Annotated in this window: 10 protein-coding genes; 1 reads left to right on the plus strand and 9 read right to left on the minus strand. The window is 56.7% G+C overall.

The window, feature by feature from the left end; genetic code table 11:
• Positions 1-80: 80 nt before the first annotated feature.
• The 8 genes from Q1Q75_RS03825 to Q1Q75_RS03860 all read right to left on the minus strand — a co-directional run bounded on the left by Q1Q75_RS03825 (position 81) and on the right by Q1Q75_RS03860 (position 8,823).
• A complete protein-coding gene (locus Q1Q75_RS03825) occupies positions 81-680 on the minus strand; it encodes a bifunctional metallophosphatase/5'-nucleotidase (protein WP_300667688.1) in 600 nt (199 codons plus the stop codon).
• Positions 681-692: 12 nt separating this feature from the next.
• Complete coding sequence (locus Q1Q75_RS03830) at positions 693-1,517, minus strand: dihydrodipicolinate reductase C-terminal domain-containing protein (RefSeq protein WP_300667689.1); 825 nt, start codon at positions 1,515-1,517, stop codon at positions 693-695.
• Positions 1,518-1,704: 187 nt separating this feature from the next.
• On the minus strand, positions 1,705-2,034 hold the full coding sequence (locus Q1Q75_RS03835) for a hypothetical protein (protein WP_300667690.1): 330 nt from the start codon (positions 2,032-2,034) through the stop codon (positions 1,705-1,707).
• 120 nt (positions 2,035-2,154) lie between these two features.
• Entirely contained in the window at positions 2,155-6,627 is a 4,473-nt protein-coding gene (locus tag Q1Q75_RS03840) for a PilC/PilY family type IV pilus protein (RefSeq protein WP_300667691.1), read from the minus strand.
• 63 nt (positions 6,628-6,690) lie between these two features.
• Positions 6,691-7,224 (minus strand): hypothetical protein, encoded by a 534-nt coding sequence (locus Q1Q75_RS03845; RefSeq protein WP_300667692.1) that lies wholly within the window; start codon positions 7,222-7,224, stop codon positions 6,691-6,693.
• Between the two features lie 43 nt (positions 7,225-7,267).
• The gene (locus Q1Q75_RS03850) at positions 7,268-7,663 is read right to left on the minus strand and encodes a prepilin-type N-terminal cleavage/methylation domain-containing protein (protein ID WP_300667693.1); all 396 of its coding nucleotides are present in this window, start codon (positions 7,661-7,663) and stop codon (positions 7,268-7,270) included.
• Between the two features lie 31 nt (positions 7,664-7,694).
• Positions 7,695-8,351: a PilW family protein gene (locus Q1Q75_RS03855; protein WP_300667694.1), complete on the minus strand. Its 657-nt coding sequence runs from the start codon at positions 8,349-8,351 to the stop codon at positions 7,695-7,697.
• 1 nt (position 8,352) lies between these two features.
• Positions 8,353-8,823, minus strand: a complete 471-nt coding sequence (locus tag Q1Q75_RS03860; protein ID WP_300667695.1) for a GspH/FimT family pseudopilin — start codon at positions 8,821-8,823, stop codon at positions 8,353-8,355.
• 626 nt (positions 8,824-9,449) lie between these two features.
• Here Q1Q75_RS03860 and Q1Q75_RS03865 point away from each other — a divergent pair.
• On the plus strand, positions 9,450-11,237 hold the full coding sequence (locus Q1Q75_RS03865) for a GspE/PulE family protein (RefSeq protein ID WP_300667696.1): 1,788 nt from the start codon (positions 9,450-9,452) through the stop codon (positions 11,235-11,237).
• A 93-nt stretch (positions 11,238-11,330) separates the two neighbouring features.
• Here Q1Q75_RS03865 and Q1Q75_RS03870 read toward each other — a convergent pair whose 3' ends face one another.
• On the minus strand, positions 11,331-12,422 hold the full coding sequence (locus Q1Q75_RS03870; protein ID WP_300667697.1) for a LysM peptidoglycan-binding domain-containing protein: 1,092 nt from the start codon (positions 12,420-12,422) through the stop codon (positions 11,331-11,333).
• Positions 12,423-12,604 lie beyond the last annotated feature (182 nt).

Genomic DNA, 12,604 nt, shown 5'->3' on the forward strand with positions numbered 1-12,604 from the left:
GAGAGCCCCCGCTGAACACGCAAAACCCCGCTTTTGAGAGGTCCCTCTCGGATGCGGGGTTTTTTTGTTGGGGGGCAGGCTTAGGAAAGATCCGCCTTCCGATCAATATCCCGCCAGGAGACGCAGCGGGTGTATGTGGGGCAGGGGGTGTCGGTCTGGTTCCAGGGCCGGTTGTAGAGAAAGGTAGGAACCTGCATGGCCTCTCCCAGGAAGGTGGCCATGGAGAGGGAATCCTCCACCGCCAGGGTGTAGGGGCGGCCTTTTATCTTGTCCAGGGTGAGAAAAGAGCCCTGGGACGGGTCGTGACGCCCGTACTTGTCGCAGATATCAAAACGATCAAAGGGAATGTTTTCCCGGGTCAGCCAGGCCAGGGAGACCTCCCGGGTCTTGGGGGGGCGGCCGGTGACCACATGAAGGGGGTAGCCTGCCGTTTGCCAGGTGGTGAGGGTTTCCCTCACCCCCGGGACCGGGGAAAATCCCATGAGAACCTCCTCCTGGTGCACCACGTGAAACAGGTGCTCCAGCTGGGCCCGGGTCAGGCCGAACGAGTGGGAGAGGTCAAAGTGGGCGATCTCCTCATAGGTGGCGTCGATCCCGAACTCGCGTGTCACCAGGGCCGGGTAAGTCCGGGTGGTCTCGGAAATGACGTCATCGAGATCGATAAAAATAGGATGTTTCATGAAAGGATCCGTTTAGAGGTTTTTCATGACGTCGATCATGGAGAAACAGTGTCCTGAGATGCCCTGGTCGCGCTTTTTTTCGACGAAGGCGACGGCATCCAAGGTTCCTTCGGCGTAGATGTCGCGGCCGTTGATGTTGTGCGTGATGCCGAATTCAGAGCCGCCATCCGAGGCCTTTAATGTGTAGGTGTGCCAGCCGTGGCCGTCCAGGTGCTCTTCGGCAATGCCCATGGCCTTCTGGGCCTCGGGATCCCGGACCTTGTCGATATCGGCCTCGGTGAAGTCCACACCGAGGAGGTTGAACTGGCGGATGATGGCCTTGGCGGTTCCGCTGGTGTCGGCTTTCCAGCTCTGGTGACTCTCTTTGACGCTCATCTCATAGCCGTTGAAAAGGCCGGGAAAGTTCTGGGCTCCGTATTCGATCATGGCCTGAAGACCGACGATCTGTTTGGCCATGTTGGGGGCGATGACGGCCGGGATGTCAGAGTGATTGACTGCTTCACGGATTTGGTCCCGGTTGCCGCCGGTGGTGCCCATAACAAAGGGCAGTCCATTTTCGCAGTAGAAGGCGACGTTGGCATCCACGGCGGTGGGGTGGGTGTAATCCACGGTAATGAACGGGGCGTATTTTGCCTTGATTTTTTTGATTGCCTCGAAGCGTTCGTCCGGGGAGACCAGGGTGATGTCCGTGCCGTTTACCGGGATGCTTTTTTCTGTGCCGGGCCCGGTGAGGGAGAAGGGGATGACGGTGAACCGTTCGTCTTTCATGGCGTGGGCCAAAAGGGTGGTGGCCACCTTGCCGGGAACGCCGTTGATCATGATGTGGATGGGGGTCATGGTGTCGCCTCGTCTGTTGTGGATTCGATGGGGTTGAAACACGCCTGTGGCATGTCCGAGGCCAACCTACCATATTTACCCCCCCGATTCAAAAATCAAAACAGCCTGCCGTCATGAAAAAAACCGCCCCTTTTGAAGGGCGGTTTTTTTAAGGGGGCAGGGACGATCAGCCAGCTGACACGGCCTCTTATTTTATAACCACATAGACCGCTTCGTGTTTGTCATTGGCGTAGAGCTCCACCTTCGTCCCTTTTTTCAAAGCTTTCCGGTCGGTCTTGAGGCCCTCCCGGGTATACACGTTTATATTCGTGTGGAAGGGGTAGTCGGCATCGTTTACAACCACCCGCGTGGCTTCCACAAAATCAATCGCGCCGCTGTCCATGTAGAGAATGCCCGGCGGCAGGGTGACTTCATTGTATAGCGCGGGGTTGAACGGTTCGGGCTTCTCTGCTGCGATGGCTGCCACCGTTGTGGCCAGAAGCAAGGCTCCCATAATGACGATGAGGTATCGTTTCATGTTTCTCTCCTGTGAGGGTTTGCGGCATGGGCCCTCCCCCTCCTTTTTTTTTGGGGGGGGGGGGAGAGGGGCCGGGTTCCGTCCATCGGGGGGCGCCTGATGGACGGATTCCGGTGCCTGTTAGTCTCGAATACGCCAGTAGAAGAGTCCTTTGATTTCGTCAGCGGTGTCTTCTACCCTGTCCTTGGTGAAGAAGAGTTTGTCTTCGATGATGGCCGGCGCGTAGTAGATGTCGTCATCGAATTTCTTACCGGACGGGTTGCTGTCGTTGTCGTCTACCACGCCGTCGTTATTGGTATCCCATTGGGGGTCATCCAGCTGTCCGCCGTTGCAGGCGTTCAGGATGGTCCCCACGGTGGTGCCTCCGGAGGCGCACGGGGCTGGGATCGGGATGATGGAGACGATGTAGGCTTTGCCGTCGCGGATCTGGACCTTGGTGATCACCCGTTCCTTGGTTTCCGGCAGGTTAAGGTACCAGCCGATATGGGTGCCGCCGGTGTAGCTGGCCCCGGCGGCCAGATTGAGATAGTTCTCCGGAGAAAACCAGTCGACGGGGTTGTTGCTCGTGTAACGCCAGTCGTCACTTGCGGAGGTCTGGGTCTGCTGCAGGAGGGTCAGGTTTACGTTGCTTGGGAAGTCGCTGTTTCCATCGATGTTAGACAGAGTCCGGACCGCAGGGGTTCCGCTGGGCGGGTCGAAGAGTCCCATGTTGTATTCAGTGGTGTCCCCGATGCCGTTATACGCCCAGTCCGCCTGCCAGTCCCAGATACCGTAGACGGTCTGGACGTTGGTGTCGGCAAGATCCGCTTGTGAGAGCATGCGTCCGGTGCCGAAGACCACGATGGTCCCTTTTTTGGTGGCGTCGCAATGGAACATGGCCGAGGGCTTGGCGGTGATGGGCTGGATCTGTCCCGAGCTGTTTCGAGCGGTGAAGAGCGGTTTGTTGTCGGTGCCGTCTTTAAACGCCACGTCCCAGTTGCTCTTGTCCGTGCTTGAGATGTCGAACTTCCAGAGGTTGCCCAGCAGGTCACCTGCGTAGATCGTGTCGGCTTTGCCGTCATCGTTTAAATCCACCACCAGAGGATCGCTCAGTCCGTTGCAGTTGCCGGGGGTGCTGCTCCCGACTTCGGTGTCGATTTTATGGAAGAGCGTGCCGTCGAGTTTCAGGAACAGCAGCACCGCATGGCCGTCGGGGCTGTCGTAGCCGTTGGAGACAACGATCAGCGGGCCTCCGGCCGAGGTGTCGTTGCCTGTGGCAAAAGTGATCTCTCCATAGGTATAGCCCATGTCGTCATCGGGTGCGGCCACCGTGGGGTACTCCCAGGTATCGGGACGGGTGGTTTCCGTAATGGCCTTTGGATTGTTCACGTTGATTCCGAAGAGTCCCCGTCCGCCTTTTCTCAGGCCGCTGACCACCCAGGTGTCCGTGCCACCTCCTGATTGAGTCACCGTTCGCGCGGTGGCCGTGCCGTCCGCATAGTATTTATGGACGTAGCTGGGGCTGGTGAATTCGTCGAGGTTTGGATAGACGAAACCGGGCACATAGGCGAAAAGTTCGTTGCCGGTCTCCGCGTCAAAGGCATGGAACATCCCGTCGTTGGCCCCCACGTAGACGACCCCGTCGTGGAGAATGGGGGAGGAGTGCGCGATATCTCCTAATTTGCTGTTGCGATTGCGGAAGGTTCCAGAATTGTCTTCCTCGTTGCTGTCGTCACCTCGGATAAAGTCCACCTGATTGGCCGTGATATAGCTCTTCTGGGCCGGAGAGAGGTTCGAGTGACGGAAGGCGACGGTGGCGTCCGTGGCATTGTTTCGGCTGAGAATGACACGCCCGGTGTTCCAGTCCGCTGCATTCAGTTTGGCTTTGGCGCTCCACTTGGCGGTGAGATTGACGACGCCGTCGGGGCTGACATCGTAGGCTTCCAGGTTGCCGGACCAGTCGCCGCTGTCGAAGAACCCCTGGTAGATGACCAGGCCGGTATCGAGTTTCTCGGAGCTGATCGCAACGGAGGCTGCGGTACCGGTTCGGCGGGTGATGTCGTTTAAGACCGCGTTGATGGCGTCCGCAAGTTCCTGGGGCGTGCTGGTGTTGATGTACTGTCCCCGACCGTTGGCGGCCGCGTGCCACAGCTCATCGACCTTGGCTTCATTGGTCCCGCCGGAGAGCCAGACCGGGCAGTCGATGGGGTTATCGGGGTGCGCAGGGGGACAGTTGGGATAGTTCGCCTGGTTAAAGAATCCACGAATACCGAAGGAGACCGTGTAGGTGACCATCCGCTGGTGGGCGGCTTCGTAGTCAGGGTCTTGAAGCGGGACTTTATTGGCCAGGGCAGTGGAGAGATCTCTCTCATAGTAGTACATGGCCACGTCCGGGAGTCGGTTGGCATTTTTGCCGTAGAATTCGGTACCGTCCCAGGCGGTGTTGTCGTCCGCATCGGCGTTGCCCACCCCGGGGGAGCCGCCGTTGCCGTATCCATCGGTCATGAGGATGGCAAAGGCCTGCTGGCAGTCCCCGCCATTGGCAGTGGTGTTAAAGGGGTTGGGTCCGATGCCTCCGTCGAGTCCGTCGTCGACGTCAAGGTACCGGCCGATGTCCCTTAAGGCCAGTCGCATGGGGGTGTACCCGCTGCGTGCGACCTGGTAGATGCTGTCCAGAAGGGACTCCACATCGGCGCTGGTGCTGATGAGAGCCGCCGCTTTGACCACGGAGCGGTTGAAGGTGTGAACTCCGGCCTTGACGCCTGAAAGGTTCAGAAGGGCAAACCCCAGGGACGCTTTGGTGCTGGTTTCACGGGTTCGGTGGTAGGTGAACCAGTTGGCAAAATTTGTCCTGGCTTCGGCAAAGGAGGTCGCAAGGAGGACATCTGCGGGGACCGCAGTCCCGGTGATCGGCGAGAGGCCCTGGACGGTTCGGTAGGGGTCATTGGCGTTGCCCCGGCTCTGGGTGACGCGGTAATAGGCGGGGCCAGTGCTGTCGATGCCCAGGTCCACGAGATAGGGCTGGCTGTCTGTGGTGGAGACCAGGTAGTAGTGCCCGAAGGTGATGGTTTGCCCACCCACGGTGTCAAAGCTTCGTGTCAGGCTGAGGGTGGCACTGCCCCGGTTTTCATTTTTCAGGGCGTTGGAGGTGAAGCCGAGGGGGTGCTTGGGCACATTGGTGAAGTCGGCGTCTGTAAAGGTGTTGGCTTGTGATTTCGCCCAGGGATTATAGGTGGTCTCCGGATTGAAGTAGATGCGGTTGTATCCGTGATACTGAGATTTCCACCGGGGTCTCGCGTAGTTTTCGGTGTATTCGGCCATGCCGTTGAAACGTCCCTCATCCTCGGGGCACATGACGCTCCACTCCATGCTCCCGGAATCATCTAGAATGAACATGATAATGGCAGGGGATCCCCCGACGGTAACGCTTAATGGGATATCCGAAATGGGTTCGCAGAGGGTGCCTGAGGAGCAGGCCGCATCGCCGCCTGAGCAGTCCTCGTCGATGTTGTTGTCACAGATATCGGCGGCACCCGGGTTGATCAGGGAATTGTTGTCGTTGCAGTCTCCGGGGGTGGCGATGTAGCCGGGGTTGGGGGTGCACCCCTGATGGGTGTCGGTTGAGGTGCCGTAGCCGTCTCCATCGGCATCCCGATAGAAGGTGGTGGTGACCAGTCCTTCATCGATATCACCGTCACAGTTGTTGTCTTTGCCGTCGCATAGTTCGGTGGCCCCTGGGTAGGTGTTCGCGTCGGAATCATCGCAGTCGGTGTTGTCGGTGACATAACCGAAGGGGGGGGTGGCAGAGCTTGACACGATGGATGCCGAGGGGTTGCCATAGGTGTCTCCGTCACTGTCGGCGAAGTAGACAAAGGCGGCGGCGGAGCCGAGCAGAGTGAAATTATCGAAACGGGCCGTGCTCTCTTTCCACCACCAGTGGCCGGAGGTCCCGAAGACCCCGAGGTTCACGTCGGACCCTGCCTCTGAGGAGGTGACGGTTCCCAGGGCGGTCCAGGTGGCGTTATCGGTACTGTAGAGCCCGGTGAAGGTGTCGCCGCTGCGGACGAGTCTCAGCCAGATATCGGGAGGATCGACCGCTCCGGGCAGGGAGAAAGACTGGTCGACCGTGCCGTCCCCGTTGTCGTCAAAGAGCATGAGGTAACCGGCACTGCGGCTCGCGGCCACCTGAATATGCGCTTGATTGTCGGTCTCAGTTCCCAGGCTGTTCTGAACGATGAGACCCGCCTTGGTGTTGGGGTCGGTGTTGGTGAGCCGTTTCACCTGGACAGTGGCGGTGAAATCATTGCTGACGGCATCGAGGTAGACCGTGTAGTAGTGTCCCAGGGCATCATAGCCCCCGGAGATGATGCGAAGGGAATTGTTTTGGATGTTGTGGTAGCTGTTGTACCACCACGGGGTCTGGTCGTATGCGTTCCATTCGCTGTCGAGGGACCCGGTGAAATTGTCATTGAATGGCAGGGTGACGGCATGGGCTGCAGGCTGGCCCACCAGGAGCCAGAAGCTCAGCAGGCCAAGCAGCATCAGGCCGGCGAGACGCTTTAAGGGGGGCAGGGTCCCGGCGGGGGCTCGACTGGGTTGCGTGTGATAGCCCATGATATTTCCTCCATAAAAAGGTGTTTGGTACCTCAAAAACTGTTTATGCCGTTTTTAACTGGCTTAAAATCTGATGCGGTAGCCGGCAATGACATCTACCAGGCCGTTGCACTGTTCAGCCCGGCCGACGATGGCATACTGCCGCATGGTGGGGTTGGCTACATCCAGGGACGCACCCGGGGCGATGCCTTCGTAGACGGCCGTATATCCGGAGAGCGTGTCAGTAAAGTGTTGTGAGGCTTGGGCCGTTTGCGGATTCGCCCCGTCGGGTGCTGTTCGCCACTGGCCGTCCACAAAGGGGTCAAAGCCCGAGGCTTCAATCCAGAGAAGCGGGTTGCCACCCGTGGGTTTCAGATTGGATTCCGGGGACGCGGCGGTGTCGTCGTAGTAGGCGATCAGCTGGGCCGCTTCCATGACAGCAGATTCGGCTCGGGTGAGATTTTGTTTGAAGCATCGGTCGTTCTGGGTGATTTTGAGCTCTGTGTTGGTGGTGCTTAAGAGCCCCAGCCCGGCAACGGTAAAGAGAATGAGCAGCACCAGGGTCAGGAGAAGAACGGACCCCTCCTCATTGGTGACGGCGTGTGGGATGTGTTTCATGGCTGACTCCTGTCGGTCAGGGGGGGCCTGGCCGCTCTGTCCGTTAAATGTCTTTGGCCTTGAGAAATTCGTAAGCGACCTGATGGGAGCGTCCTCCTTCAGACCAGGTAACGGTGAGAAGGACGCTTTTTGTGTCCTGCAGCTGACCGGTGGGGGAAGCAACCGTCCAATCCAGTGCGTAGTTGCCGCTCGTGTCGTTACCTGTGTTGACAGCGTCATAAGTCTGGCTGACGATGGTTTCAATCCTGTTGGCTCCGATATTGGCAGCTTCTGTGAGGTTCATCGACTGGTAGCCGCCTCGGATGGCGGTGATCTGCATGCCAAGAACGGCAAGAATTCCGAAGGTGAAGATGACCAGTGCCACCATGACCTCTATGAGGGTAAAGCCCTCCTCGGTGGTGGAGCGCGATGGGTTGTGTTGGCTCTCTGTGTTGAACATGGTGATTGTTCCTTCTCTATATTACAAGGGATTACAGGTTTCTGAAAAGGATAAAACGTTCACCCAGCCGTCGTCTCATCCCATCGTTAAACGGTCCCCAGGTTACTCCGGAGGGGGTGGTGTAGGTGGTGGTGGTGGAGAAATCCCGGTCGCGGCGATGGGTGCGGGCCAGGACCGTGATACGCACCGCCTCGATATCGGTCAGGGTCCCTGGGGCGGTGGATGGGCCTCCTGAGCCCAGGGTATAATAAAATTCGACCCTGTCGATTTGTTCGGCGACGATCTCGTTGGTGGTGCCGTCATTGCGTCGAAGCACATCTTTGGTTCCGTCTCCGTCTGAATCGAGGAAGGCATAGGCCAGGGTAGACAGCGTCCCGGAATCATCGTCGAAAAAGGTAAAGGAGAGGGCGTCGGGGGTGGCCGTGAGGAAGCCTGTGGCCGCGGTGTTGGTGGGGTCGGGGCCCCTGTATCCTGCCATGCGGAGGTCTCTTCCCATGAGGTAGAGGGCGGCACGCAGGTTCTGCTGCATGGAGAGGACATTCTCCTGGACGACCTGGGTGCGTGAATACGCGGCAAAGGTTGCGATGAGGGCCACGGAGACGATGGTTCCCAAGGCCAGAGCCACGAGCAGTTCCACCAGGGTGATGCCCTGATCATTTTTTATGGGGCGGCGGATGGTGCGTCTCATATTAATCCTCCCAGGTCGTGCCGTTGGTGCTGCGCTCCAGCTTGATGTTGCCGGCAGCGGAGACGGTAATGCGTTTGTATGCGGAGGCGTCGTTGGTTTTCACCTCGACCTGTCCTGTTGAACTCGCGATTCCCAGGGAATTAAATCCAATGGGGGTGGTGACACCGGTCAGGGTCACGCGTTCGGGCATGGCGCGTGTCAGGATTTTTTCTCCACCTTTTGTGTTGACAGAGAGGGTATAATGGCCATTTTTCCCTGCTCCGTCGTCAAAGTAGGCCAGGATCGTGGCATGGCGCCGGATAGCCGTTAATTTGGCCAGCTCCAAGTCGCCTTTGATGTCATTGGCGGCTGAGGTGAGGCGTGTCTTTTCAATAAGGTGGGAGTAGCCCGCGACGGAAAGGGTGGATACAATCGCCACAATCGCCACGGTGACCATCAATTCCATTAAGGTGAATCCATCTGTTTTTTTCATGCGGCTTGCTTCCTTGGTTGAGGTTGGTCGGCAGGGATTAAATATACAATAAGCATGCCAGTGTTCCGCTGAAACGAACCCCGGTGAGACGCACTCCAGACCTCATTTTATCGAAAACCCCGTGTATCAAAGAGATAACCGGGTACTTTGAGGCAAGGGCTCAGAGAAAAATGAGGGACTCCTGGCTTTGAGGGGCCGGGCAGGGTTTGTTTTTTTGTCGGGTGTGAGGACTGACCGCGTGGATGCCAGGGTAACCATGGCACACCTGCAGGGCGTCTTTTTTACATGAAATAGCCATTTAACAGGGGTGACAGCCATGTCAGGCAGGAGATTAAGGGGCGGGTCAGCGGGGATGATTTGATCCTGGCGATGGAGGGAATGATTAAATTTTTTAATAGTGAACGCATCAGGGATGCCGAGCTGTGTGCATTCTAACAATTCGATAATATTGGAACTGTTGTGGGCTGTAAAAAGATTTAATATGGGGGGGAGGCCGCTGTCAGTTGTTCTCATGGCATCTGTGTGATAAAAATAGGAAACGATAGGCTGGCAGGCTCATGCCACCCCGGCAAACGGTCGGTATCCGTCTTCGTTTCTTCTGCATAAATCAAGGAGATCCCATTGTTATGAATTCAATATCCCGTGAGAAGTTTTCCCCGAAAGCCGTCTTGAGCCATCTCGTTAGGGGGGGCTACCTCTCCCAGGATCAGGCCAGGCATGTCTTTTCCATGCGGGAGAGTGTGGAGAGAAAGCTGGCCCGGAAAGCAGGGGGCAAACCGGTCGGGATTATTGAGGTGTTGTGGCATTTGGCCATGGACCGTGCCGACAGGCCGGGTGAGCCCCTGGACGAGGATGCCATCTACCAGGGGCTCGCTGGGGCGTGGCGTCTCGATTACATGAAGATCAACCCCTTGAAGCTGAATATGGAGACGGTGACCAAAACCATTCCGAAAAATTTTGCCATGAAACACCTGGTGCTCCCGGTGGTGATCAAGGATGGGGAGCTGACCGTCGCCATGTCCGATCCCTTTGATACCGAAGTCCTCGATGATCTCAAGCGGGTGAGTCAGATGCGTATCCGGCCTGTGGTAACGGCCCGGTCTGATATTGAACGGTATATCAATGAATTTTTCGGGTTCAGGTCTTCCATCGCCGCCGCGAAATCTCAGTACGATGGCTCGGGCATCGACCTGGGGAACCTGGAGCAGTTTGTTAAACTCGGCTCCTACGGGGAAATTCAGTCGTCGGATCATCACATCATCAATGCGGTGAACCACCTGTTCAGTTACGCCTTTGACCAGCGGGCCAGTGATATTCATATTGAGCCCAAGCGGGAGGTGACCGTCATCCGCATGCGCATTGATGGGTCGCTGCATACGGTTTACGAGTTGCCCCGGACGATTCACAGTGCCTTGGTGACGCGTATCAAGGCCATGAGTCGTTTGGACATGGCGGAGAAAAGGCGTCCCCAGGACGGGCGTATCAAGACGGACCAGGATGGGACAGAGGTGGAAATACGGGTTTCAACGGTTCCGGTTGCCTTTGGAGAAAAGGTGGTGATGCGAGTGCTGCATCCGGATATCATGTTTCAGGATCTTGAGAAGCTCGGCTTTACGGGGGAGGACCTGGAGCGATATGAATCGTTGGTGAATCGGCCCCATGGCATTGTGCTGGTATGCGGACCCACGGGGAGTGGCAAATCCACCACCCTTTACTCCACCCTGAGACGACTGGCCAGCCCCGAGGTGAATATCACCACGGTGGAGGACCCCATTGAAATGATTCACGAGGAATTTAATCAGATTGCGGTTCAACCCCAGGTGGGGATCAAGTTTGGAACCATCTTAAGAAATATTCTGCGGCAGGACCCGGATATCATCATGCTCGGTGAAATGAGGGATCTGGATACGGCTGAAAATGCCGCCCAGGCCGCCATGACAGGACACCTGGTTCTCTCCACCCTTCATACCAACGATGCACCGTCGGCCATCACACGGCTTCTGGATATCGGGATCCCCTCGTACATTATTCAGGCGACTCTGGCCGGGGTGGTTGCCCAGCGCCTTGTGAGGCGGATCTGCCCCCACTGTGTGGCGCCGTATGAAATGGACAGCACCAAATTAAAGGGGCTCGGTCTGGATGTGGGGAAGGAAGGGGCGCTCACGCTGTATCGTGGTACCGGGTGTGTGAAGTGCCGCGGGACGGGATATCTGGGGCGGCTGGCTATTTTTGAGATTCTCTCCTTCAGCGACGAGATTCGTCGCCTGACCACCCGGGACACGGATGCGGCGGCCATTCGAAGGCAGGGCACAAAAGAGGGCATGATCAGTCTCAGGGAGAGTGGGATTCGGCAACTCTTGGCGGGGCATACGACCTGGGAAGAGCTGTTGAGGGTGACCTGGGAGAGTCATTGATCTGAAACGGTTTCGAGTGGCCCCTTGGGCCTGATAAAAAAAGCGCCCTGGGTTGCAGGGCGCTTCGTCGTTTTGTCATGTTGTGTTTGGGGGCTATTCCATAAATTTAAAGAAATCGCCTGGGCTGATCCCCTGGGTGGAGTAGGTGACGAGAACCGTGGCGGTCTCCTCCTGGGTATCGATGACAATAAAATTTCCGATCGTCACCGGGACACTCAGGGCTTTTCCTCCAAAGAGATCGTTGGACTCCTTGGCCTCGTTGTAATAAACGGTGTAGGCTTGGCCTTTCAGGATGCCATCACGATCTCCGCGGTTGATGAAACCCACCATGTCCTGACCAAAGGTGGTCTCTCCCTCTTCGGACACCATGATCTCGCCTTGTATGGACTCAAGACCCTTGAGGAGGGGAATGTATCGGGAGCGCTTCTTATAGGGCATGATTTTATCATTGAGCTTGACGGAACGGTAGGAGTCGGTGATGCGGGCAATGAAAAAGCCGTCTTTTTCGCCCACAATTTCCACCACGCCACTCAAATAATGCTGGGTGCCGATTTCATCCCGGACTCGGTTGATTTTTTTTCGGTTCACATCCATCATGCGTGAGGTGATTTCCCGGGGGCTGAAGGTGCGGTAGGTGACGTAGCGGGCTCCGATGACCAGGGGGGTCTCTTCATTGCTTTTGATGTAGATAACATCGCCCTTGCCCAACATCAGCTGATCGGTTCCCTTGAGCTTGAAGACCGTGCCGTGGGGTGTGATGGGCTTTTTTTTCATGAAGCCGGCGCGTTCGATTTTTGAGTAGTAGTAACGACGGCTCTCTTCTTTGGCGGTGACCGCGATTGATTCCACAGCTCCTGAGTCATCCATGGCCGCAGATTGCCCCTCACCGGTTGCGCCGAAACGATCCAAATCGCTGCGATGGATCAATTTAATTTTCTGGCCCGGATAGATGAGGTGGGGATTGGACAGCTGACCATTTTTACTCCAGAGATCAGGCCAGGTGTAGGGATCATCGCTGAATTTTTGAGAAAGATCCCAGAGGGTGTCTCCTTTCTTAACGGTATAGTAGACACCTGTTTCCGAGGAAACTTCCTGAGTGGTCCCGGCCAGAACCGATACCCCAGAGGAGAAAAGAAGAACCAGTGAGAGTACGGCGGCGTAACGGAGTTTTGCCTTGATATCCATAATCGCTCCGGTATGATGATTAATGTAATTAAAATAGACCAAATTGGGTCTGAACTAAGGGCCCTGAGTGACTCTTTACTGTCCGGGTTTTTCAACAAAGTGTCAATACCAAATACTGTAAAGTGAACTCACGTCCTTTGGTGTCTGGCCGTGTTGCGGGGAGAGAAAAGGGCTCAAAGGGC

It is taken from the genome of Desulfoluna sp. (assembly GCF_030145185.1).
Lineage (GTDB): Bacteria > Desulfobacterota > Desulfobacteria > Desulfobacterales > Desulfolunaceae > Desulfoluna.